This is a genomic window from Desulfosediminicola flagellatus (assembly GCF_005116655.2).
Classification (GTDB): domain Bacteria; phylum Desulfobacterota; class Desulfobulbia; order Desulfobulbales; family Desulfocapsaceae; genus Desulfopila; species Desulfopila flagellata.
Genome location: NZ_CP050698.1, coordinates 5,685,660 through 5,711,008, shown reverse-complemented (window position 1 = coordinate 5,711,008; position 25,349 = coordinate 5,685,660). Strand labels below are relative to the sequence as shown.

19 protein-coding genes are annotated in these 25,349 nt (G+C 45.4%); 14 read left to right on the top strand and 5 right to left on the bottom strand.

What is annotated here, in order from left to right; all coding sequences use genetic code 11:
- Positions 1–16 precede the first annotated feature (16 nt).
- Both FCL46_RS23640 and FCL46_RS23635 read right to left on the bottom strand, forming a co-directional pair.
- On the bottom strand, positions 17–880 hold the full coding sequence (locus tag FCL46_RS23640; protein WP_136809634.1) for a carboxylate/amino acid/amine transporter: 864 nt from the start codon (positions 878–880) through the stop codon (positions 17–19).
- 64 nt (positions 881–944) lie between these two features.
- The gene (locus FCL46_RS23635; protein WP_136809633.1) at positions 945–1,433 is read right to left on the bottom strand and encodes a thermonuclease family protein; all 489 of its coding nucleotides are present in this window, start codon (positions 1,431–1,433) and stop codon (positions 945–947) included.
- 186 nt (positions 1,434–1,619) lie between these two features.
- Here FCL46_RS23635 and FCL46_RS23630 point away from each other — a divergent pair, with 186 nt between their 5' ends.
- A complete protein-coding gene (locus tag FCL46_RS23630; protein ID WP_153307142.1) occupies positions 1,620–1,793 on the top strand; it encodes a hypothetical protein in 174 nt (57 codons plus the stop codon).
- Positions 1,794–1,887: 94 nt separating this feature from the next.
- Here the strand turns inward: FCL46_RS23630 and FCL46_RS23625 are convergent, their stop codons facing one another.
- Entirely contained in the window at positions 1,888–3,492 is a 1,605-nt protein-coding gene (locus FCL46_RS23625; protein WP_136809632.1) for a long-chain-fatty-acid--CoA ligase, read from the bottom strand.
- Between the two features lie 697 nt (positions 3,493–4,189).
- On the bottom strand, positions 4,190–4,555 hold the full coding sequence (locus FCL46_RS23620) for a molybdenum cofactor biosynthesis protein MoaE (protein ID WP_136809631.1): 366 nt from the start codon (positions 4,553–4,555) through the stop codon (positions 4,190–4,192).
- A 477-nt stretch (positions 4,556–5,032) separates the two neighbouring features.
- On the opposite strand from FCL46_RS23620, the gene FCL46_RS23615 reads away from it, so the two are divergent.
- The 13 genes from FCL46_RS23615 to FCL46_RS23555 all read left to right on the top strand — a co-directional run bounded on the left by FCL46_RS23615 (position 5,033) and on the right by FCL46_RS23555 (position 23,219).
- Positions 5,033–5,548: a hypothetical protein gene (locus FCL46_RS23615; RefSeq protein WP_136809630.1), complete on the top strand. Its 516-nt coding sequence runs from the start codon at positions 5,033–5,035 to the stop codon at positions 5,546–5,548.
- A 170-nt stretch (positions 5,549–5,718) separates the two neighbouring features.
- A complete protein-coding gene (locus tag FCL46_RS23610) occupies positions 5,719–7,311 on the top strand; it encodes an NAD(P)/FAD-dependent oxidoreductase (RefSeq protein ID WP_136809629.1) in 1,593 nt (530 codons plus the stop codon).
- A gap of 446 nt (positions 7,312–7,757) precedes the next feature.
- Entirely contained in the window at positions 7,758–8,462 is a 705-nt protein-coding gene (locus tag FCL46_RS23605) for a glycerophosphodiester phosphodiesterase (protein ID WP_136809628.1), read from the top strand.
- A 524-nt stretch (positions 8,463–8,986) separates the two neighbouring features.
- Positions 8,987–9,370, top strand: coding sequence for a DUF2780 domain-containing protein (locus FCL46_RS23600; RefSeq protein WP_136809627.1), 384 nt, complete (start codon positions 8,987–8,989; stop codon positions 9,368–9,370).
- A gap of 169 nt (positions 9,371–9,539) precedes the next feature.
- The gene (locus FCL46_RS23595) at positions 9,540–11,174 is read left to right on the top strand and encodes an FMN-binding glutamate synthase family protein (RefSeq protein WP_136809626.1); all 1,635 of its coding nucleotides are present in this window, start codon (positions 9,540–9,542) and stop codon (positions 11,172–11,174) included.
- Between the two features lie 460 nt (positions 11,175–11,634).
- The gene (locus tag FCL46_RS23590; RefSeq protein WP_136809625.1) at positions 11,635–12,861 is read left to right on the top strand and encodes a hypothetical protein; all 1,227 of its coding nucleotides are present in this window, start codon (positions 11,635–11,637) and stop codon (positions 12,859–12,861) included.
- Positions 12,858–13,421, top strand: coding sequence for a condensin complex protein MksE (locus FCL46_RS23585; RefSeq protein WP_136809624.1), 564 nt, complete (start codon positions 12,858–12,860; stop codon positions 13,419–13,421). Before FCL46_RS23590 ends, FCL46_RS23585 begins: the two co-directional genes overlap by 4 nt.
- Positions 13,418–16,129, top strand: coding sequence for a hypothetical protein (locus FCL46_RS23580; RefSeq protein WP_136809623.1), 2,712 nt, complete (start codon positions 13,418–13,420; stop codon positions 16,127–16,129). Before FCL46_RS23585 ends, FCL46_RS23580 begins: the two co-directional genes overlap by 4 nt.
- An 11-nt stretch (positions 16,130–16,140) precedes the next feature.
- On the top strand, positions 16,141–17,010 hold the full coding sequence (locus FCL46_RS23575) for a DUF7281 domain-containing protein (protein WP_136809622.1): 870 nt from the start codon (positions 16,141–16,143) through the stop codon (positions 17,008–17,010).
- 268 nt (positions 17,011–17,278) lie between these two features.
- A complete protein-coding gene (locus tag FCL46_RS23570; RefSeq protein ID WP_136809621.1) occupies positions 17,279–19,957 on the top strand; it encodes a DEAD/DEAH box helicase in 2,679 nt (892 codons plus the stop codon).
- A gap of 18 nt (positions 19,958–19,975) precedes the next feature.
- Positions 19,976–21,001 carry an SWIM zinc finger family protein gene (locus FCL46_RS23565; protein ID WP_136809620.1) on the top strand — a complete coding sequence of 342 codons (1,026 nt, stop codon included), beginning with the start codon at positions 19,976–19,978 and terminating at the stop codon, positions 20,999–21,001.
- 155 nt (positions 21,002–21,156) lie between these two features.
- Positions 21,157–21,708, top strand: a complete 552-nt coding sequence (locus FCL46_RS23560; RefSeq protein ID WP_136809619.1) for a tetratricopeptide repeat protein — start codon at positions 21,157–21,159, stop codon at positions 21,706–21,708.
- A 188-nt stretch (positions 21,709–21,896) separates the two neighbouring features.
- Complete coding sequence (locus FCL46_RS23555) at positions 21,897–23,219, top strand: helix-turn-helix domain-containing protein (protein ID WP_228723272.1); 1,323 nt, start codon at positions 21,897–21,899, stop codon at positions 23,217–23,219.
- Between the two features lie 99 nt (positions 23,220–23,318).
- On the opposite strand, the gene FCL46_RS23550 is transcribed toward FCL46_RS23555, so the two are convergent.
- Positions 23,319–24,959 (bottom strand): glutamate synthase-related protein, encoded by a 1,641-nt coding sequence (locus FCL46_RS23550; RefSeq protein WP_136809618.1) that lies wholly within the window; start codon positions 24,957–24,959, stop codon positions 23,319–23,321.
- Positions 24,960–25,349 lie beyond the last annotated feature (390 nt).

Below are 25,349 nucleotides of genomic sequence, written 5' to 3'. Positions count from 1 at the left end.
GAGCGAAGTAAATGCGTCAGGCAACGGCTACTGACTTAGCCTTGCTCCAGTAATTATGTACGAAAAGGGAGAGTAGCAATACAGCTCCACCGACACTTAGCCGTAGCAGATTGGCGTCACGGTTCCAGATAAGCAGGTTGACGATCAGGCCTGCAGGTACCAGAGCGTTATTCATGATGGCGAGAGTACCTGCATCAACAAGGGTTGCACCCTTATTCCAGAGGAAATAGCCAAGCCCGGATGCTATCACTCCAAGGTATACAAGAATCCCCCATTGCAGTCCGGTCGTGGGGAGTTTGGCGGAATTACCGAAGAGGAACCAGGCAAGAGTAGCTACCACGAGTGCTCCAAGATAAAAGTATCCAAAAACAGCTCTTTGCGGTACATCCAGCGGGTTTCGTTCTATTACTATCTTGTATCCGACCTGGCCCATGGCAAAGCAGATATTGGCTCCCTGTACCACGAAAAAGCCAACCAGCACTTGTGAACCGATACCATTATAGCGGATTATTGCTGCACCGATCACAGCGAGCACTGCACTCACCAGATAGCGGTAACTGAAACGGCCTTGCATCAGGTCATGAATCAGGGTGACATAGACCGGAGTAAGTATTGTGAAGATTAGCACCTCAGGTACACTCAGGAGTAAAAAGGAACGATAATAGAAGACATACATCAGGCCGAGCTGGATAGCGCCAAGCGCCATCAGCTTTGCAGCAAGCGCAAAAGGGATGCGACGCAACATCGGTAAAAACACCAGCGCCGCCAGGACAACTCTGGTCAGCACAGCAAAATAGGAATCGACCTGTCCGGCCAGATAGACTCCGATGAGACTGAAAGAAAATGCCCAGAGGCAGGTAATACCAATCAGATACGGCATGATGTAATCCTTTATCTCTAATTTTGGTGATAGATCCGCTGATGCGGACGCAGTAGTGTTGATATCATTCCTGTTTGAGGTTTTTCCATTCCCAGGGCGGGACAGGATCGCCTGCAAAGTTCCACAATCCTCTCATTGAAACCCTGGCTTCTCTTTCAAGCTGCAGCCACTCAGTGCAGAATGACTCTTTGCAATGTGCTCTGTATTGCCATGCGTAACCAGCTTCTATGAGACTCCTGTTAATATTCAGGCCACTGACATCCGCTACGCCTACAGTCCTTCCATAGGTGTCAGTATCGTACGGTGTGACATTTGCCCTTTTACCTGTTGTCTGGCTTGATGTGTATTGCTTTGCAGAGTTACCGAAAGCCTGTCCAATTTCAGGGCTATCTACGCCGTACAGGCGGACCGTGTGCACGATGTTGTATTGGTCGAGAATGGTGATTGTATCGCCTTCTGAAACGCTCACGACTTTACCTGTGATCACGTTTGATAGAGCCGGTGATACTGTAAGGATGATAAAAAGAAGCAGGTAAGGTGTAAGCCGAAACATAAAATCACCAGACAGTTGTGTAATTCCGGATGGTTCAGTGGAATGTCAATACGCAATACTAAAACATAAAGGTGCAATCCTCAAGAGGTACTTAGGTATTAACGATTAAGGGTGTAGGGGTTAGATTCCTATCGGCTGCAAGCTTTGAGGTTACGTTCTGGCGAAGTTAATTTAATGCATTAGCTATTGCCATTACTCATGACCTGGGCGTGGTTATGGGCAGGTGAGGCCCTCTCTTCCAATACTTTGAGCGGTGGATTATTGGTACTTGGGACACGTTCGGTTCAGGTCGGCCCTGACAAGGAAGAACATCACTGGAAAAAAATAGACGTAAAAATACCTGTAATTCGTATTGAGTAAACAAAACATAAAAGCAAATGACAAAAACCCAGCATCGCGATGATTAGCGATGCCGGGTCCTTCCCCCCTCCACGTAATTAGAGAAACGGGAATATTAATTTATTCGCTTCTTTCCTTGCCACTCTTTTTCTCTCAACTTAAACTTTTGAATCTTGCCAGTAGCTGTCTTTGGCAGTTCACTAAATTCTATATATTTTGGTGCCTTAAATCGTGCCAGATGCTCTTTTGTGTAAGCGATGATATCTTCGGCTGTCGGGTTTTTGCCAGGCTTGGGAACGATAAATGCCTTGGGAACTTCACCCCAGCGTTCATCGGGCACAGGGATGACAGCGACTTCCTGCACATCAGGGTGACCATAAATCACATTTTCCACCTCGACTGTTGAGATGTTCTCGCCACCGCTGATGATAATGTCTTTTTTACGATCCATTATCTGTACATAGCCATCTTCATGCATGACCGCCAGATCTCCACTATGGAACCAGCCACCGGCAAACGCCGCTTCGGTAGCCGCTGGATCTTTGTAATACCCTGTCATAACGTTGTTGCCTCGCATAACGATCTCACCCATTGTTTCGCCATCCCTCGGGACAGGTTCCATGGTAGCGGGATCTACAACATCCATATAATGTGTTACGATATAGGGTACGCCCTGTCGAGACTTGATAGAGGCGAGCTCTGCATCAGATTTACCCTCCCAGCTTGGTTGCCATGTACAGACGCTGTGCGGGCCGTACACTTCAGTGAGGCCATAGGTATGCGTGATTTTGGCACCAATTTTTTCCATATTGCTGATGATTGTCGGTGCGGGAGGTGCTCCTGCTGTCATAATCTGCAGTGGAGTTTTAAACTTCACGTCAGCAGCTCCCGGCCAGCTCGACATGATTATCAGGATTGTCGGCGCTGCGCAGAGATGGGTGACATGTTCATCCTCAATTAATCTGTATATATCGTCTGCAATTACAGCGCGAAGACAGACATGGGTTGCACCTGCTGCTGTAACGCCCCAGGTAAAGCACCAGCCATTGCAATGAAACATCGGCAGCGTCCAGAGATACGATGATTTTGCTGTAATACCTGCTTCCAGGATTTCACCGATAGCATTCAGATAGGCACCGCGGTGATGATACATAACACCTTTAGGTTTGCCCGTTGTTCCGCTGGTATAATTGATTGCCAGTAACTGGTCTTCTGAGTCTATGTCGGTGGGTGGTGCTTCCGGTGATGCTGAGGCAAGAAAGCTCTCGTACTCCAAGCTGTTTTCAATAGAGATTCGATCATCTATATCGCATACAGTGACATAGGTCTGGACTTTCGGAAGCTCACTGGATTGCACCATAGGGGCGAATTCACTGTCGACAACAACCGCTTTGGCGTCAGAATGGTCGACAATGTAGGATACCTCACCGCGGGAGAGGCGTATGTTTACACTTACCAGTGCTGCGCCGATCATTGGTACAGCATAATGGGCTTCGAGCATCGGTGGAGTATTCGGACAAATAAAGGCGACTTTATCACCTTTGCCGATACCGCGTTGTTTGAGTGCATTGGCCAGACGATAAACCCGCTCGGAAAACTCCCTATATGTATAACGTTTGTCCTTATACACAACAGCAGTTTTTTCAGGATATACAAAGGCACTTCTGGTCAGAAATTCGACAGGGGTCAGGATACTCTTGTTCACACTTGCGTTTTGCACCAGGTATCTCCTTGTAGGCTAGTTGTCTTTGTAATGATCGCTCTGGTTGTAAAAAAAACACAACCGAGCGCTCACTCGTCGACAAGTGTAAAAAAAAAGAAAATCGGATAAATTTTCGAACACAATAACATTCTGCCGCCCACTTTCCTGCAAATGTTCCGTATATCCTAACCGTTCGTTTTGTCATCTGCAACGTTTTTTGATGGACTATACCTATGTTATGTCTGTACTCTTTAGACGGGAATTGTATGTGGGTGGAATAAATTGCTGTAGTTAAGAGAGGTTTCTGCAGATTATAATAAGTGGTATAAAAAATAGCTGAATTGCTTTAATAGCAGGTCTTGCGTGAACTGATCTCTAAGTATACAACCAGAATATTAGGGGTATTAACTCATATCTTCACAATGCAACACTTTCAATAGGTACCATGCCCAGTTGCTCTTGCAATATTTCAATCTGAGCCGTCAGCGGTGCTGAAGTGGCATAATAAAAATACGCATATTTCGAGCTCCAGCCAGGTGGTTGAGAAAGAATGAACGCGAGAATAATAGTGTATTCGGTGAAGTGGGCTTGTAAATACGCCGAACAGAATCGCAATATCCGACTTATAATACGAAGTTGAATAGTAAGGAACACAAAGGCCCCCCAGCAAATTGCTGAGGAGCCTCCGATATCGGTAATGTATTGCAGGTAACTGTTATGCTACCATGATCTCTTTCTTGGTTACTGCTTCAGACTTGATTCTGTCGAGCAGATCTGCGAGCACAGGCTTAATATTTTCCCGGATATCGCCAGCTACAACAATAAAAAGGAGGTCATCTCCCGGCTGAAATGTACCTGAGTGCGCTTCGATTACAATTTCCCAGATACCTTCGTGTTGCATATACTCCTGGCGAATTTCCTCGATCTTGTCAAAATCAGGTGTAACCTCAAGAGCCACAACTTCAGCACGATCTTTTCTTGACCAGTTGCGTACCACGCCGTTGTGGATGAGTATCATTCCAACATTATCGCGAAATTCAGGTCGTTGCTTCAATTCCTTAATTGTTTTAGAAATATCCATTCGTGAGTCCTTATTGTGTTATTGAGTCGTAGCAAGTACGTTTCTGATTATCACCAAACCTTAATATTGCTGCAGGTTCGGTGGTGTTTATGCTCAATTGCAAACAAATGCTTTCTGAAATTCTCGTGTTTGAGAGTAATACAATATCGTCATGATTCAAAATAGTTAATTTCTGAACGAAGACTTCCCGCAGAATTTAATCTGCTTACCATTCAAACTCAGCCTGCCCTGTAGGATGGCGTCAGCGGACTGATTATAGTAATTCTCCAGGCCCCCGTATCTTTTGCGTAACGAATTTGGGTCATAGTCCATCGATATCACGTCTATCTCCTACTAACACATCATATTTACAGAGCGAATGGTGGCAGGGGCGTTGAGAGAGTTTTATCTATCGGTTGTCGTTGATATCGTATATTTTGTTAAGCCAAGTATATACGGGCAGCTTGATACACAATTAACAACACGAGGTGGACATAGATGGGTGCTGGAGCTTCAGGAGCTGGGATAGACTGGTCGAGCAGTGTATTGACGCTGTATGTTGGGATAGCTATTGTCGTTGCGTTAATAATTGGATTGGCAGTAGTCTTTACCCGAATGCGGAAAATTCGTAAAGAATGTCGCGAAACTTTAGCCGGAAGATATGATTCCAAAGAAATAGTATGCCACGATAATCTGGCTCATTATCTGGGAATGGAGTCGTTTGAAGGTAAACAGACCAGAGGCAAAGGTGTTCTTATTCTCGCTCAGAGTGAATTGTATTTTCTGCGACTGCATCCCCGCATGGAGCTCTGTATTCCGCTCAAACGCATTAAACGAATTGTCACCCCTACAGTCTTTTTAGATGTTTCAGCCCCATCACCTTTGCTCCAGATTAATTTTCAGGAAGAAGATGGTTCTACAAACTCGGTTGCCTGGAAAGTTCAGAATGTGGATTCGTTTACTCAATCGCTGAAGGCTCAGAGAAAAAAGGTTCAGCCACGAAAGAAAAAGTAGAGAAGCGAAAAGCGTGAGAGGTGTGAGGCGTCGCAGATTGACAATTGGTCTCTATTTTAGATTCCAGTAATTTCATTTAGTTGAGAAGAAGTCAGTAGCTTTGAGCTGTTACTCCTCACTTCACGTAGCTGAGTTTCGGTGGTAATCATAAAAGTTATGAGGAACATTTTTTGGATTTAATACTGAATAATTTGCGTATCCCCATCGAAAATGACGGGATGGCAGAATACCATAAAGCTGCTTCGGCGGAGCTGAAGATAGGTGAAGAGCAGATCTCGATTAAAAAAATGTTGAGTAAAGCTCTCGACATGCGCAATTTCGAGCAGTTCTATTATAAACTCTCAGTTGTTGTCCGTGTCCCTGCCAGCTATCAGAATAGAAAAAAGTTTCCTGAATATATTGAACCGTCAATTGTTGAGAGAAAAAAAGCTGCGGCAGGGGATAGACCGATCATTATCGGATTTGGCCCTGCCGGAATGTTTGCTGCGCTTGAGCTTATTGAACATGGCATCAAACCGATCATCTTTGAGCGCGGCAAAAAAATTGAGGAGCGCCATGTAGATGTTCAGGAGTTTATTCGAAAGCGAAAGCTGAATACAGAATCAAATATCCAGTTCGGTGAAGGTGGTGCGGGGTCCTATTCGGATGGGAAGCTTTTCTCAAGAAGAAATAATAATACGACCTTTGTTAGCCGGGTTCTCGATACCTTTATCAAATTCGGGGCACCAAAAGAGATCGGCTATATCGCCAAGCCCCATCTAGGGACTGATGTGCTGTGCGTAATTGTGCGCAATATACGAAATTACATTCTTGAGCGTGGTGGGGAAATCCATTACAGCTCAAAAATGACAGATATTCTTATCACAAACGGGAAAGCGCATGGTGTTGTGATTAATGGTGAGCAGGAATATCTTTCTACACGCATTTACCTCGCTTCAGGTCATTCAGCACGTGATACATATGAAATGTTGCATAAAAAAGGTGTGGCACTCGAGCAGAAACCTATAGCTGTCGGTGTACGGATAGAACATCCCACCGAGACCATTGATCTCATGCGGTATGGTCATAAATATCACAACTATCCGGGATTAGGCGCGGCCACATATTCGTTAAATCACACCAACCGTGAAATTAAACGAGGTGTCTATACCTTCTGCATGTGTCCGGGAGGCGAGGTGGTAAACGCTTCATCAGAAGACGGGCTGCTGGTTGTAAACGGCATGAGTTATTCACAACGATCATTGCCATATTCGAATGCCGCAATGGTTGTAAGCTGCCATACCCACGACTATCCATCAGCAGATCCGTTAGCTGGTCTTGAGTTCCAGAAGGAGATTGAGCGAAAGGCTTTTATTAGTGGCGGGCGCGACTGGAAAGCCCCTGCCCAGAATCTTATGAGCTTTTTAGGCGAGGCTACAGAGGCAGGTTTACACGAGAGTTCGTTTCAGATGGGGCTGGTTCAGGCTGACATGAAAGATATTGTGCCAAAATTTGTTTCCGACGAGCTGCAGGTGGCATTTACTAAATGGAAGCAGGAAGTCCCGCTCTTTATTTCAGATCAGGCAATATTACTTGGCGTTGAAACCCGCACCTCATCTCCTGTAAAGATAGCACGCAATGATCACTATGAATCAGAGAATATAGAAAATCTCTATCCGCTGGGTGAAGGTTCCGGCTATACGGGCGGCATAACCAGCTCGGCTGCCGATGCAATCCGGGCTGTGGCAAAGCATATATCGGCACGAGCAGAGGGGGCAGTGTAAATGCAGAAACCTAGATCAGACCAGAGAATTCCAAGTAAAAAGGTAGTATAATATCTGATAGTTTCCTTGAAAATTCTTATCTAAAGATAAAGAGGAAACACCCTGAGTTGCGGTAGTATTTCTGTTTGATAGCGCTCGACCATTCTCAGGTCCATGGCTCCCTCCTCAAAGGCTACAGCGTACGACACACTTGACTGATAGACTGTTGGATTAGAGAGGTTATGTTCTGCGTTTAGAAGAGATAGCGCTCAATCTGAAATTAACAACAGTATCTTTCCATTATTCTTCTACAGCCCCTGAGACAGTTACGAAATATTTGCCAATTTTATTTCTTTACCTTATGAATATTCTAATTATAATCTCTTCTATTTTACTGTCAGCTGCCTAAATTTTTTAGTATTTTCAATTATAGTTTCAAACAACTTTGATAATTTATAGAGTTTACAATGATTAAACTATTTGCCCACCGGGGGTCACCCGTAAAAGAAGCAGAGAATACTATTGTATCCTTTAAAAGGGCAATCCGTGAAAAGGCTGACTGGATTGAATTTGATGTGCGGAAAGGAAAGAAAAAACATCTCTTTGTAGTTCACGATGACAATCTTGAACGAACAACCGGGCAAAATGTTTCACTCAAGCATGCTAACTTCACAAAAGTAAGAAATGTCAGAGTGGGCTCTAAGGGTGAAAGAATTCCCCTCCTGGAAGAAGTTCTTCTTCTAGCAAAAGATACAAATATTATGCTCAACATTGAGCTTAAAGAAAAACACCTTGAAAGAGAAATAGTTGACATGATCGAACACTATGAAATGTCATCGCAGATTATCATTTCATCGTTTTTTTACCTTCCTCTTCTTGTATTAGCGGATTACAGACCAAAATTAAAAACAGCACTTCTTATAGACGAACAACCGGAAGATCTAAGAGCTCGTCTTATTGAAACAAATGTTAATTATATTCATCCCAATATTGATTTCCTTAACGATGAAACAGTGAAAATCGCTCGTTCGTTACGAAAAAAGATAAATCCGTATACTGTTAATACTAAAAAGGATCTCAAAAAAGCGCTTCAATACAAAATAAACGGGATTTTTACGAATAAAGTTCTTTATATGCGTAAATTGATGAAGGAGCTGGATATTGGTGAGTAACGCTTCGAACCGAAACAGCTACTAAACTCCTGGAATCATCCCCCCCAATAGTGATCAATCATAATTAAAGAAACCGTCCAGCAAGACAAATTCACTAGGACACATTCCCGCAACGTGCGTTGTGGCGTTTAATATTGCCATCTCAAAGATTTGAATAGTATACCCACGCTTCAGATTTAGATTTTTCCTGTTTATCTTTAGTCGTAGATTGTTTGGGCGGTTTGTCAGGTATGGTCAAAAGTCACTTTTGTGAAGTGTCAGATCAGATTTCATTTTCTACAGTTCAAACGGGTCTGTCTCGTCTTTAATCTCCTATGCACACATCCTTGCTTGTATGGAATTCCTGCTATATCCTGTCAATATAATGGAGTGTGTTGCTGTCGTAGTTCATCCATTTTATCCATCAGCTATACGTTGTAGCACTGTTTTTTAGGTGACATCCTGAAGCTTAATGGTGGGCTGCAGGGAAATATAGCATAGCTGACCGTACGATGTGTCGGCATACATTGCAGGAGGAAAGACAAATGGAACTTCTTGAAATGCTGACGAGTCAATTAGGTATCTCTGATAAACAGGCCCGCGGAGGAGCAGGGTTAATCTTTAAATTGGCTAAAGACAAACTCGACGCAGGTGAGTTTGGCCAGATCGCAGAACTGGTACCGGGTATCGATTCAATGATTTCCGGGGCACTCGGGGAGTCCGCCGGATTAATGAGTGCACTCAGTAGTCTCGCCGCTTCAATGGGATTGGGAGGGAAACTCGGAAATCTCTCAAGCCTGGCCGGTGGATTTAAAAATCTTGATCTGGAGGCTGGAATGGCCAGTAAATTTGTACCGATTGTTTTGTCGTTTGTTCAGGAAAAAGGCGGTGATTCTGCAAAGCAACTTCTTGAAAAAGTGTTGACATAACAATGCGGTAGTTGTTGCAGCAGATCCACGGCATGCCTGTAATACTGTCTCATTGCAAATATACAGGTATGCCGATGAAAAGCCTCACTTCGAGTAGTGCCGGTTTGGGGCGCAGTGTATTTTCTATTCTTGTAGTTTCCCTAAAAATACTAAGAACTGTGGTGTGCTAATGCGTCTGGAATTTATCATTTTTTCGTGTATCTGTGTAGTTTTCACCTCTGTTTTAGGATTTCTATGGCAGCCCTTTTTCTGGCTTCTTCTGCCGCTCGGTGCGATCATTGCTGTCGGTATTTATGACATGATTCAGACCAGGCACACGATCTGGAGAAATTTCCCGATACTCGGAAGGGGGCGCCAGCTTATAGAGATACTTCGTCCTCCGTTTCAGCAATACTTTGTCGAATCAGATATTGATGGTACCCCGGTTAACCGGATGTTTCGCTCTATTGTCTATCGTCGGGCTAAACGGGTGATGGATAGCAATCCGTTCGGCACCAAAGTGGATGTCTACCGAACCGGCTATGAATGGATGGACCACTCGCTGGCAGCAATTCCCGAGGAGGAAATGGATGCTGATCTGCGTGTAGTGGTTGGGGGACCGGATTGCACCAAGCCGTATAGTGCAAGTATCTTAAATATATCGGCAATGAGCTTCGGAGCGCTGAGTACTAATGCTATCCTGGCTTTAAATGGTGCAGCTAAACGTGGTGGTTTCGCGCATAATACAGGGGAGGGTGGTCTCAGCCCGTATCATCTTCGGAATGGTGGTGATATCATCTGGCAGATCGGTACAGGCTATTTTGGTTGCAGGACAAATGATGGTAGGTTTTCAGAAGAACTCTTTCAGCAAAAGGCCGTTCTGGATGCAGTGAAGATGATAGAACTTAAATTATCTCAGGGAGCTAAGCCAGGGCATGGCGGAATCTTGCCTGCCGATAAAAACAGTGAAGAGATTGCGGCAATACGCGGTGTCGAACCGTACACACAGGTGAACTCCCCGGCAGTTCACAGCGCTTTTCAAAATCCTCTTGAGATGATGTATTTCATCAAAAAACTGCGCGACCTTTCTGGTGGTAAGCCTGTTGGTTTTAAGCTCTGTGTTGGTAGAAAAAGTGAAATGGTTTCGCTTTGCATGGCAATGGTCAAGACAGGCATCACGCCGGATTTTATCACAGTAGACGGCGGAGAAGGGGGGACCGGTGCAGCCCCTCTTGAATACTCGAATTCGGTGGGTATGCCGCTTCGTGATGCTGTTGCTTTTGTTGTCGATTGTCTGATGGGTTTTAACCTGAAAGATAAAGTTAAAGTAGCTGCGAGCGGTAAGATGTTTACCGGGTTTCATCTTGTCAAAAACCTGGCTTTAGGTGCAGACTGGTGCAATTCCGCCCGCGGAATGATGTTGGCACTTGGCTGTATTCAGGCTCTTGAATGCAACAGCAACCGTTGTCCGACCGGAATCACCACACAAAACCCGCGCCTTGTTAAGGGGTTGGTCGTTAACGATAAAATTCCCCGTGTCGTTGGTTTTCATGAGCTTACCGTCAAGAGTGTGCGGGATCTGTTGTCCGCTGCCGGCCTGGAAAGCCTGAAAAAACTCAATCGTTCCCATATCAACCGCAGGATTAATGCTGTCACGGCACGTCGCTATGATGAGATATTTCCGTATTTGCCTCAGGGGACTCTGTTGGAACCTCCGTATCCCTTGCGGTTTAATCATCTCATGACGGAGGCGTCTACCCACTGTTTTTCTGCTGAACGATGTATTGTGAATTTTGAAGATGAAATGCGTGAAGTTGAAGAGTGATGGACGCGTAGGTCTTACCCCTTTCTGACAATGTTATTCTTTCAGTGGGTTTTCATCTGAAAGTTCAACATTCTCTCCTCCTTGTGCCGTTTGGTGTTTATGGCGGCATGGGGAACTTCTATATTTCCCATCGATCGTTGATTGGCTGGCAGTGAGCCGGAATGTGCTACATTTTTATCAATAATGAAAAATGATAAAGAAAATTATGGTGCCTGGACGGTCCACTGATGGCAACAGTGTAACGTAGTAAAGATACGATAATTTGCTGAACAACACCATGAACACATTGCCCTCATAACGCTGACAGAATGTTCATGGGAAATGCATCCGTGACTCTCCCTGAAGTAATTCTCTACGTGCATCAGCTCGAATTTTTGAGTAGTGAAAGGGCTGAAGGTGTAGTCTTATTAGTGATAATTGATTTTGATGATGATGTTTACCATCGCACACGTGGAGTACAATGGCAATTCAGCCTCAGGCATTTCTTAACTTTGCAGCGCGAAATTACTCGTTGCTGCATGACATATACCGCCGCGAAAATGGTGTGAATGAAGCTGAGCTTTTCGAGTTGATCCGGTTGCATAGGTCAGACCCGAATCCTTCGCCCGAGTATACCTATAACCAGCTGCTCGATCTGAAGATTCTCGAGCCGCTTCCTGATGCGACGGCAATCTACGAGATGACCAGACCGATAGCTGTGCTCTTCCGCTTTTTATTACAGGAGCAGCGTTATACATCAGCCAAGGTAATCCAGGCATATCTTGATGAGCTTGACCTCCAGCATGACAATCTCGATAACGCTCTGCGCAAAGGAAAGCTTGGTAGGATCGAACGGTCGCTTACCGAGATTACTGATATTATGGAGCGGGTCCGCCAGGATTCGAGGGCGAACCGGCAGGCAATCATCAATGAAGTTATGGCGCTTAAAGCCAATCGTGAACGCCGTACAGTGCGTGAACGTTTTGGAAAAATTTTATATATATGGCAGGAATACTTAAAGCCACTGCAGGATCTGATTGATGTAAATAAGTCTATGGACAGTTGTCTGGATGGCCTGGAAATACTCTTGAAATCAGGTAGCAAAGAGTATCTGAATAACGGCGTTGTCCATGACCAGATCTCACGGACCTCCATACGACTTGTCAGGCTGCGGCGAGATGTGCTCACCGATTTCCACGAATCGATTCAGGAGGTCGAGCCGTTGTACCGTGTCCTGGAGCGGGACAGCATTTTAGCACGCGGTGCCTCCATGGCCCTTGAGAGAATTGATAAACATGGCCTTGGTAGCCTGGAATTAAATGAAGTGTTGGCTCTGCCGGGTGGCAGGCTACTTGAAGGCCTTTTCACCAACACCAGCATGGAGACCTATCTCCATGGTCTGAAAGGCTACCAGCCCGAGCAGGCTCCGGCGTTGTCGCAAAACGCGGGTGATTCAAGCCATGGCTATATAGATTTTAACGATGTTGCCGAACAGCTGGCAGATCAGCTACCTGTCGAAGACATTCTCGGCTGGCTATTTGAGCACTATCCCGATGTAGAACTTGGCGACCTCCTGCGTGTTTATGGCAGAATTATGCGATCTGTTCGCTATGTCAGTGAGTTCAGTAGTCAGCAAAACACCTATCATTTTGATGGTGTCAATGTGGTCGCGCACCCCTTAGCTATTGCAGAAGTACAAAAAATATGAGTGAAAATAGTCCATTTGCCCTGCCGCATTTAGCAGAGATTTTTCAACTGCTGTGCCGCGGAAGACATATATGCATCGAAGATGGCAACATCTACTTTGCCTTGCAGGAAGATCCAAAGTCGTATGCAGAACTCTTTAAAAATCTCGGTTTTCAACTGGAGGTACACTCCCGCGAGTTTTACTATTTCCATGGTGGGAAGAGTCTGAGTGTGTTGAGCGAGAAAATGTCGCTTTTTATGTTCATTCTCATGGAACATCTTGAAGGCCAGGGAGAATCGGTTGAAGAGAGCATATTAACAAAGAATTTTGTAATAGATGAGCTCCCTCATTTTAATAGCGAACGGTATCAGAATTATATGAAGGAAGGCGGTGTTGAGACCAGCAACGATCTGGTCGGTGTACTAACCAATCTTGAAAAATTCGGTTTTGTTGAAAGAAAAGGCGATTCCTTTCGTTTTAAAGCGCCTGTCTACAGGTTTTTTGATATCTGCGGCTCTATAGCTCAGGATAATACACAAACTCTTCTACAGAGTTCAGGCGAGAAGGAGCAGCTGCAATGAGAATTGGTCCAACACGCCTTGTATTAATCAGGTCTGGAAAATATGAATATGGCGAGATAGAACTTCTGCGCCCTCTGCACCTGATCGGCCCTAATAACGTCGGTAAAACCTCGCTGATTTCGACCATGCAGTTTCTGTATATCGATCGGCAGGATAAAATGCATTTCTCGCGAGACCTGCAGCAGACACGTAAATATTACTTTCCTGATCCCAATAGCTATATCCTCTACGAATGCCTCACGCCAACCGGTTACCGGGTTCTTGGCGTGCATGGCCTCGGACCGGTGAAAGGTTTTGATTTTGAACGGTTCAGCTATACAGGCAAGTTTAAGCTCGAAGATTTTGTGGATGCTGAGCGTAAAGTCCGCTCAAACGATGAGATCCGATCAGGCCTTTCTGACCGTGAATATACCCAGCTTGCGCCAAGCCATTTGCGTGCGGCCCTTACAGGTATCGGTGAAAATAAGGGTGTACGGCTGGAGCTTCTGCCAATGCGTGACAGAGGCGGCTATAAGCGCTTTAGAAAGGTGTTCTCAAATCTGTTGCGCCTCGCCCATGTAAGCCAGGATGACTTGAAACGCTTCTTATACGAAATTTACGAGAATGATTTTCAGCAGGCAATTATCGATCTGCAATCGAGTTATTCCAAGCATTACAAGCTGGTGCGCGATTCTGCCAACGAAGTAAAAGACTTAAAGGCTGTAGAGGGTGATATCAGCCAGGCCTTATTGCTTGCAACTGAAAGGGATGCCTTGCGCTCGGAGTTACCGCAGTATTTTGCTGAAATTCAGGTGCGGGTTGAGCAGATCCGCAGCGAAAACGTTCTGGCAAAAGAAGAGATTCAGAAAGAACGCTACGAGCTGACGAAAGTAGTCGAAAAGAACACGGCGATACAGGATGAGAATAATAAAGAGCTGCGGGTAGTAAACCAGAACCTCGGCGTTGTTCAGCGCGATCTCACCATTCTGGCTAAAAAGAAAGAGGATTTTTCCTCGTTTATTCTCGACTTTGAAGAGAGTGCAGTTGCCAGCTTAAAGCAGGAGGTAGAGCAGCTTGGCTTTAAGCTGAAAAGCTCGAATGCAGAGCCTGTACGCAGGGTGAAAGGCCGTATCGATAAAAATGCAAAAGAGCTGCACAAGCAGGAGCAGTTCCTTGCAACGATTGCCGATTCAACGGCAAGTTATATGAAGGCGCGCTATACGGATGAGGAGATCGCCCGTATCTTCCAGCTCTTCAACCACGACCTACTTGGTCTGGCAGTGGGAGATGGGGAGATTGAGGTGCATGACCCCGAGCGGCTCGATGCAGTTTTTAAAGAACTGCTGCAGAAAATAGATGAAAATGCCTATTCGGATGATGTATTGCGGATACTCTTCCCACCTTCGATGAAGCCTGATCTAAAAAGCTATTCTGATCCGAAAATCATCGCTGAAGTCATTAAGGACTTAAAGGCGGAGCTTGAAAAAGACAGGGTGATTCTGCAGGATGCCGAGCAATACGAAGAGTTGCAGAAAAAGAAAGAACACGCTGAAAAGACCCTGAAAACGCAGGAAAAGCGTGTTCATGACTATCTGGCATTGCAGGAAGAATGTAAAAACGAGAAAGCGTGGGAAAAAGAACTCAAAAAGCTCGAAGAACAGCGCGATAATCTTGAGAAAGAGCAGGGCGAACTCACCCAGAAGACCAAAAAACTTGAAGCACAGGTGAGGGAGTGCCAGGGGCGTTTATCAAAGATTGAAGATGGTGAGAAGAAGCTCACCCAAAAATTCCGATTTCTCTCTGTACCTAATCCCATCTGGACTGTAGATGAGGAAATCACTGAATTTCCTGAACGGATTGAAGAGCTTTTCCAGCTATATGAAGACATGAGCAATCGGGAAAAGCGCACACGAGATAACCTCGCCGACAAGCTCGATACCATTGAAAGTAAAACCTACAGTAGGGTGAAAGGTGAAACTGAAGAAGAGACGCTTAATAAACTCGCAGAAGAACTCGAAGCACTTGGCGAAAAAGAAGAGGCGGTTGAAAAGCTCTGGTCAGGTCTTACAGCAAATCTGAAGACGGCAATCAAGAACATGCTGAAAGACCTGGACACATTAAAAAGCAAGGTTGAAGCGCTTAACAGGCAGTTGGGTAAGGTGTCGGTATCGAACCTCAGCAGATTGAAACTTATTTTAAAGGAAAATCATCAGCTGGTTCCGCGTTTGAGAAAGGTGTCCGCCCAGACAGATATGCCGCTTTTTGCAGGCCTCACCAACAGTGATGAGGCGCTTGATTTTGTGGGTGATTTCCTGAAAAAATCCGGAAAAATCGAACTGCTTCATCTCTTTGAATTGAACTTTGAAGTAACCAGTGGCGAAGGCGTTTCCCAGCGATACACCAAGCTTGAGACCATCGAATCAAACGGAACCACCATCACTATCAAAGTGCTGATTAATATCATGCTGCTTCGAGGACTTATGGATGGTAAAAGAAAATGCTCCATTCCATTTTACCTTGATGAGGCCTCGAGTCTTGATCGTGAGAATGTGCAGTCAATTGTAGATCAGTCACTTAAGCTTGGATTTACACCGATCCTTGCAAGTCCTGAAGCGATGGATGTGGCAGATAACCTCTACTTCTTAAGAGATACAGGAGGCAAGCTGCATCTTGGTGAAGATGCGCTTGTTCGCCTGGAACGTGAGCCTGAGAAGGTGATAATTGAATGATGGCATGATAGATGGTTGATAAATTCGCCAGACAGCTATCAGAATTATTGAGTGGACGGCAGATTCCTGTAAGTCAATTTTCAAAGCGTAATACGAAAAGACTACAGACTCTGCTTGAAACCGGCGTACTTGAAGAGGTGCGCAGTGGTGGGGGTAGAAGCTACACCCCATGTAATCGTGATGCTCTTGAGCGATTTGCCTTAAAGGAATACCCGACAGGTTTGGAAGTATCAGCTGAATCGGGTGGTACCCCACGAAGCCAGGCGGTCGCCACCTATCGGGATGCTAAAAAAGCAGGTTCTACCGATGCCGAGGTTGTTCAGTTACGGATTGGCAGCAATGAAAACTCCAAAATTCTTCACCGAAATGGTGAAGCACTGCCCATTGTTGAGTGGTGCAAAGCTGCCGACGTCGCAGCCATACGACTCGACGCTGACTTTCAATGGTCAGCATCAGCAACAATAGCAATCGTTGAAAATCTCGAAGTCTTCCTCCATTTCGAAAAACTGCAATTCCCAACAGACCTGATCCTCTATGCAGGTGGAAAACTCTCTGGTCGTGTCCTCGATTGGCTTACCTCTCCAGGTATGCAGGAGTGCCGGATTACCCATTTCGGCGATTATGACCCTGTCGGTGTTGATGAATATCTGCGCCTAAAACAACACTGTCCCGGTCGGGTTGAGATGTATGTGCCAGAAAACATAGATGTTCTATTTGCAACGTATGGAAAAGCCAAGTTACTGGAAGATAGTTCAACGCTCTTAATCAGATTACGCGAAGAACATGATGCAACTGTTATTCAACTTACAACGCTGATGGATACGCATAACTGCGGCGTAGAGCAGGAAGTCTTGCTAATACCTCAAGGTACCACACCCTGAGTTACAGTGTTTTGCGAGAAGAAAAATACGAATATGTAGTAATCAATACTTCCTCCCAGCTCACCCCAAAGCATTGTTAAAAAACAATCATATAAGAACATACGGTTGCAAGCATGCTCGTGCGTCATATAAAAAAAATTGTTATTGTAGATATCGATTAAAGAATGTGAAATGTTCTGCGTTCGGAATCTGATTTCATTCCATCGTATAGGCTGCAGGCAGGGATAACGTATCAACATACCAAGATAAAACGTATTAATGGATAATTATGGCGTACGATGAACTTCAAGCTGTAATCATGCCTGACGGCACACTGCAGCTTGAGTGGATGTCAGTTACCGGGAAAATGGCCGGGCAGCAGAGCATTCTACAAAACGAAATATATGAGCACTATTCATCAGAGCCGGAGAGCTGGCTTTTTTATCTGGGTTTTTGTAATAAGAAGATACGTCTTTCTCCATCGCTGACTTTCTGGCGCAGGTTCTCCGGCCTTTTTGTCCATAAACTGAGCCTTACTCCTGATATCGAACAGTTGCGTGGCGATGTCAGCATACCCCTTACCGATGATGAACTCTCAGAGCTGATTGAAACTGTGCCATTGATGGCCGGCGGTGAGTACCTGCATGCAGAGATCGTTTTCGAATTATGGAACGAGCTTCAAGAACTCTTCAGTCAGAAGATTTCGGCATACGACGGTTCAGTAGAAGAATTCGTCAAAGAATATAGTCCTGACGTGCATCTGGTTGGGCGGATCTATTTTCATCTGGTTGAAAATAAGAACAGCGAAGCTCCATTTGCTTTTCTTGCCACGTACTCCACCAGTCTCAATGATGACGGCGAGTCCAGACATCTGCCGTTAAAGTTCGCCCTGCAGGAATATGCCGGCGACAATGCTAAGCTGCTGGAGCTTCTTGTTGCTGTTGACAGTGCTGCGCAGGAGAGCTCGCTGATGGCAGAACTGCGCGAAAGTGGTGAGCTGTTTTATCCACTGGCCTGGTCCGCCCATGAAGCGTTTGTTTTTTTACGGGAGGTACCGCTGTATGAAGAATGCGGCATTCTTTGCCGTATACCTAACTGGTGGAAGGGTAAAGCCGTTAACATCAGCATTAATATCAATATCGGCCAGAAGATACCTTCTATGGTCGGCTTGAATGGCATTCTGGATTTTTCTCCACGCCTGATGGTTGGCGATACTGAAATTACTGAGGAAGATGCACGTCGCCTGTTGCTTGAGACTGAAGGACTGGCCTTTCTGAAAAACAAGTGGGTGGCAGTCGATCAGGAACGGCTCAAACAGACCTTGGATGCATTCGAAAAAGCCCGGGAATTAAACGATGAAGAGGGTGTGACTATTCTGGATGCCATGCGTATCTCGATGAATCCGCAGAAACTTCTGGGCATTGAAAATAGAGATATTGTTTCGGGTGTTTCCCATGGTGACTGGCTGCAGACGGTTTTTCAAAAGTTACATAGCCCGAACACAATCGGTACAGTAAAAACCAGTAAAACATTTAAGGCCAAACTTCGCGGATATCAGCAGGATGGTCTGAACTGGCTCTTCTATCTCCACAAATTGAAATTCGGGGCCTGCCTCGCAGACGATATGGGCCTGGGAAAAACTGTGCAGGTACTTGCTTTTCTCAATGCACTGAAAACGGAAAAAGAGAAAAACGGCGAATCTTCATCTCCCTCTCTGCTGGTCATCCCTGCTTCGCTACTTTCGAACTGGACCAATGAAATAGCTGAGTTTTACCCAAGCCTCTTAAGCTTTGTCGCGCATCCGGATATACACAAACCCGGTAAGGTTCCTGAATTGAGCGACAGGCAATTGAACGGGCTGGATCTTGTTATAACAACCTACGGAATGGCTCAGCGATACCAGTGGGTTCAGGATTACTCATGGAATTACGTTATTCTTGATGAGGCGCAGGCCATCAAGAATCCTGGAACGAAACAGACCAAAGCGGTGAAAAACCTGAAAGCCGACAATAGAATTATCATGACCGGTACTCCTGTTGAAAACAGGCTGTCAGATCTCTGGAGTCTGTTTGACTTTGTTAATCCCGGCCTGCTTGGTAATTCAAAAGAGTTTGGCACTTTTACCAAAGAATTGACCAACGACCCGAACGGTTACGCGAGTTTGCGTAAAGCGGTTAATCCTTTTATTCTCAGGCGATTAAAGAGCGATAAATCGATTATTTCTGATCTTCCGGACAAGGTCGAAGTGAAGACCTGGGCGGCAATGAGTAAAAAGCAGGCGGTGCTGTATAGTGAGATCATTCACAGCATTACCGAAGCTCTTGAAGAGACAGAAGGTATCCAGAGAAAGGGAATCATTCTGTCGGCACTTATGAAATTCAAGCAGCTCTGCAATCACCCGTCTCAATACCTTGGCATGGAGCAGTTTCAGGAAAAAGAGAGCGGTAAGTTTGAACGGCTGCGCGAAATCTGTGAAACGATCTACGAAAAGCGAGAGCGGGTTCTGGTGTTTACCCAGTTCAAGGAAATGACCGGGCCGCTATCGCAATTTCTGGCGACCATTTTCAAGCGGGAAGGGCTTGTTCTTCATGGCAGTGTTCCTGTTGGAAAACGAAAAAAACTCATCGAGAAATTCCAGGGGCATGAGTATGTGCCGTTCTTTGTGTTATCACTGAAAGCCGGCGGGGTTGGCCTCAATCTCACTGCGGCAAACCATGTGATCCATTTTGATCGATGGTGGAACCCGGCGGTAGAGAATCAGGCGACAGACAGGGCGTTTCGGATCGGCCAGAAAAAGAATGTTATGGTCCATAAGTTCCTGACCAAGGGAACAATAGAAGAAAAGATTGACCAGATGCTGACAGAGAAATCAAAACTATCAAATGAAGTTGTTGCAGCGACCGGAGAAAACTGGATAACCGAGATGAGCAATGACGAGTTGCTTGATCTCTTTACGCTGAAACTTTAATTGTTGAGAAGAAAAATTATGGCTTACTGGGGATTTCCAAAATATGTGTCCGTTGCCGACAAAAAAGCCAAGGCAGCGAAAAAACTCAAACAGCTCAAGAAAAAGATTCCGGATATCAAGCCGGTTATTCTTGAAACCAATACCCTGGCTCGCACCTGGTGGGGAAAGTCCTGGAATAAAAACCTTGAGCGATATGCCGACTACGAGAATCGCATAGAAAGAGGGCGAAGTTATGTCCGGCATGGTGCAGTTCTAGATCTCAAAATTCATTCGGGTAAAGTCAGAGCCCTTGTTATGGGCTCGGGTTCACAACCCTATGAAGTGCTGATCAGTATTGATGCAATAAAGAAAAAGCAGTGGAAAGAGTTACAAAAACAATGCGAAGGACAATTGAAATCTTTGCAGGATCTGCTTGCCGGAAAGTTCCCTAAAGGATTGGGCGAAATCTTTTTTAACGAGAAAACAGGATTGTTCCCAAGCCCGAAGAATATCAGTTTTGATTGCAGCTGCCCCGACTGGGCCTCGATGTGCAAGCATGTTGCCGCGGTCCTTTACGGGGTCGGGGCACGATTAGATGAGGATCCTTCGCTATTTTTTAAATTACGCGGGGTTAATACCGAAGATCTTCTGGCCGGGGCGATAGAAGACACTGCAGGGAAGTTGTTGGAAAAATCGAAGAAGAAAGGTGCCAACGTTATTGATGATGCTGACCTCTCTGATATTTTCGGCATAGACATGGATATGACACCAGATTTCGGGAAAAAGAAAAAAACGGCTCCAGCTGCTGCCGCTGTGGCAACACCGAAGCAGAAAAAGAAGGCTGTGGCTTCAACCCCTACGCGAAAGCAAAGCAACCAGAAAAAATCCGGCAACGCCACAGCTCATGTTGCTGAATTAATTACTGCCAGCACAACAGGAATGAATATAGATCAACTGGCTGAAAAAACCGGCTACGTCAGAACCAAACTATATGGGATCGTGCAACGATTGAAAAAGAAGGGAATAATCAAAAACACTTCTTATGGCGTGTACGAAAAATCGTAAACGAACCTTATCTTGAAACATTCGATGTGATATCTATAGGTTGCACTATATAGTGAACCGTTTATACTCCTTGTCAGATGTCTGATAACAACTGTATTTACCTCTCACTAAAATGAGAATTTACCACGTTAACGTGCAACTATGGGTGTCGTCTGATGTGTTATTTTAGGGTCCTGACCTGTTTTGTGATCTCCTGTCTCATCTTTTTCTCAAGCCCTGTCTACTCAAGTCAGGAAGAGATACAAAGCATTATACACACGCTTGACCAGCAGATAGATACTGCTGCTTCAACGTCAGAGAAGGCAAAGTTATACTGTTTTCTGGCAAGGAATTATTCGAAAATTGACAATGTCGAGCAGGCCCGGGCCAACTATATTCTGGCACTTAATACTCACAAGTCCGGCTGGTTGTTAAATGAATATGGATATTTTCTTTATCGGAACGGTATGTATGAGCTGGCATGGCGGGCATCCCAAAAAGTGATTGAGGATTACCCATACCTCAAGAACGAGGCCAAAGTTCTACAGGATAAGGCTTTTGCCAAATTCGAAAAAGAGTATTACGAAAAAAATCCTCCAACGATCATTATGGACACCGTAGTCGATAAAAACAGGGTGACCAGGCATGATCTCGTTCGGAACTACCGTAAAAGGAATCCACTCCCAAAACTGATAACGGTACCTCGCACACAGGTCAGAAAATCCTGACCACTGCGATAACATGCCTCCAGGTTGGAGGTTACATTTGTATAACTGCAAAGAGAATACAGATTGATAAAAAACAGTGGATTTGCTAGGCTTTTAATGCAGTTACGAGCCAGTAAAATATCAGTTTTACGCAGGGTTAATGCACCTGCTCCAGAGAAAAATCTCAACATCCTTTCATAGATACGACATTGAGCAAAATATCCGCAGCCAGCGCAAAAAAGAAACGGGTCTCATCGGGGATCGCAGAGCTGGACCGGCTCATGGGCGATCTGTATATTGGCGATAATGTACTCTGGTACGAAGATGTCGGCAGTTTTTCATCAGTCTTCTGCCTGAACTTCATCAAAGAGACCCTTACCCACAAGAAGCCGCTTATCTACGTAACCTTTGATCGCTCACCCAAGAATGTGGTCTCGTTTCTGGGCTCGCAGGCTGAAAGCCAGAACCTGACTATTCTTGACTGTTTTACTAATGGCAAGGGCGATAACTCAGAAGTGTTTAATAAGTTCTATGAGAAAAATGGCGCACTCTGGCCGTACAATGTTATCAAGGTCACAGACCCGACCAGCCCTGTTCATGTGGCTGAAGCTATATATGGCTTACACAGTAATCTTACCGGTGATGTCCATTTTATTCTGGATAGTTTGACAGGGATGCAATCGCTCTGGGGCGGTGAAGATCAGGTTATCGATTTTTATGCCAAGACCTGCCCGCGGCTTTACGAACTGGACACCATCGCCTACTGGTTGATTGAAAAAGGTGCACATTCCAACCGATTGAAAGCCAATATCAACAAGATTGCCCAGGTGGCAATTGATCTCTCGGAACGTCGCGGAAAATCAACGCTCAAGATTCTTAAGGCGGAAAAGCGTAACTCAAAGTTCCTTAACGAACATCACGTATATTTTTGTGAAGAATCAGAGATTATCTTTGATAGCCAGCGACAGCACAAATCACGGTTCGATCTGGGAGCAAAAATAAAGTCTATCCGGCTTATGCGGGGTATCTCACAAAAAGAGTTGGCCGAACTTACCGGTGTTACCCCAAGCACAATCTCACAGGTTGAGAAAAATCTTATATACCCCTCGCTTCCTGCACTGTTTCGTATTGCCGAGAGCCTCACTGTAGAGGTGGGCACACTCTTTAAGGAACATGGGGCAGAGAAAAACGTTTATGTCTATTCAGCGGACAATCGATCGACCACATCGCTGAATAAAAGCGTTAAAGACAATGCTGAGGCGGAGTTATTGCTGCCACCCGATATCGACACTCCGGCAGAGGCAACGGTTATCCGCATTCGCCCGGGCAAAAAACTGGCCGGACATTTCTTTTCGCATAAAGGACGGGAGTTGGGCTATCTCATTTCCGGACAATTGGAGATGACCGTCGATAACCAGTCATACAAGGTTGGGCCCGGAGACACCATTTACCTGCAAAAAGATATACCGGGAAGCTGGCAAAACACATCAGATCAGATCGCAGAACTGCTTTGGTTGAAGTTCAACGAATAGCGGGACAACGACGAAGCCAGCCTAAACCAGCTTCGTCGTTCCGGGTTTCAGCAGTTTACACCTCACACCTAATGCCTCACCCTTCACCTCTCACATAAATCATTGCGCCATCAATATCGACTTGGCGATCTCATCATTAGCATCGGTGATATGGGTGATTCCTGTCTCGCGCGCTGTCTCACGGTTGGCAGAGAAAATATCATTTCGTGTAATCTGGTCTACTTTGAATTTGCGTGCACCTGCCAGTAACTGCTGGATTCCGCAGCCGAGTTTGTCAGCCATTGTGCACATAGCAATCGCACCATACGGGATGTTTTTCATCTCGTCTTTGCCCATTTTTTTCTGTACGTCAAAATACGAAGCAAAGATCTCTTGTGGTGAATTACCGAGACTGCTAACAGTTTTGGGCAGTGTCTCCCAGTTGCCGTTTAATCTTTCCCGCCTGTCCGGATGCAGCGCGCCTTCAATATTGGCACCAAGGAAACCGGGGATCATAATACCGCGACCCATGCAGATGAGTTTGACAAACGGCGCACCGAGTGCGAGTCCTTTAATTATTGAATCTTCCAGAGCGAAACCACCGGCAAATGAGAGATCAACAACGTCAGTGCCATTTGCCTGAAGCATGGCAGCATACTCATAGGCTTTAGCATGCAGGTTGATAGAAGGGACACCCCAGCTCTGCATCATATTCCATGGGCTCATACCGGTTCCGCCGCCTGCGCCGTCGATGGTCAGCAGGTCAAGCTTGGCATCCGATGCAAACTTGATGGCCATTGCCAGCTCTTCCATACCGTAACAACCGGTTTTAAGTGATATGCGGGCAAAGCCAAGGCTTCTCAGGTAATCAACGGATTTCATAAAGTCTTCGCGCACCAGCTCAACTGTATCAAGATGGGTGCTGCCGAGCCTGCTGTGTCGTGCAAATGACTTGATTGCACCTTTCTCAAATGCTTCACGTACTTCCGGCAGGGCGGGGTTAGGGTCTACTACGTAACCGCGCTCTTTAAGGAAAATAGCGTAATCGAGACTGGTTACCTGAATTTCGCCACCGATATTTTTCGCGCCCTGGCCCCATTTCAGTTCGATGATACACTTGTCGCCATATTTTTCGGCAACATACTCAGCAACACCGTTTCGAGTATCTTCAACATTAAGCTGTACTATAATTGCGCCATAGCCGTCATAGTAGCGCAGGTAGGTGTCAATGCGTCGGTCGAGCTCAGGTGCTGCACTGATTTTACCGCCATTGATGGTCGACATCTTATCAACACCAACAACATTCTCACCGATAACGATAGGGATGCCGGTAAGCGCGCAGCCTATGGCGAAAGAGTCCCAGTATTTAGCGGCAATAAATGTGGAGCCGAGAGCACCTGTCATGAGAGGCAGGCGGGATTTGGTTTTTATGGTGGAGCCGAATTCTGTTGTCAGGTCGACATTAGGGAAAATGCAATGATCTGCATCATTGGTGAGACCTTCGCCGAGACCGGCAGAACCGTAGGCGTAGCCCTGAATTCGAAGAGAGTTATATGAGACACCAACGTGAGTAGTTTTATTGGCACCGGCCGTTACAAGGCCGAAATCGCGGGGATAAAGTAATTTTCGCCCGACAAGACTGGATTTCCATGTTTCGCATTTACCAGCACAATCTGCACGACATAAGGTGCACAGTCCTGATTCAGCCGGATTTCCTCTGTTGGCGGTACCCAGTACATCATTGATTTTTTCTAAACGCATTGCAGCCTCCTGTTGGAAAGTAATAATTTCCTGAGATTGGAGGCCGCTTGCAACTGTCTAGCGCGCACAAAAAAAGGCATCCATCCTCAGGAGAGAGGAAACAGACACCTTTGTCTCTATAGCACGAAGACGCTACACGCCGTTGTATAGGTTTCGAGAAAAAATTATGTATTATCCTAAAACTAGCTCTTTTGATTTGGCGCTTTATCTCACTGTAACGTCAAATGCAAAAGATTCATGTGTTTATCAATAATAGCGGGAGGCAGATCGAATTACTCGTCCATTATTACTCTACACAGATAAGTGAAAGCCTCCCCCGCTATGAACGCCCTGAATATATTCAATGAGCCAGATTTCGATCTGCCGCCCATGTTGAGTATCAGTGATCAT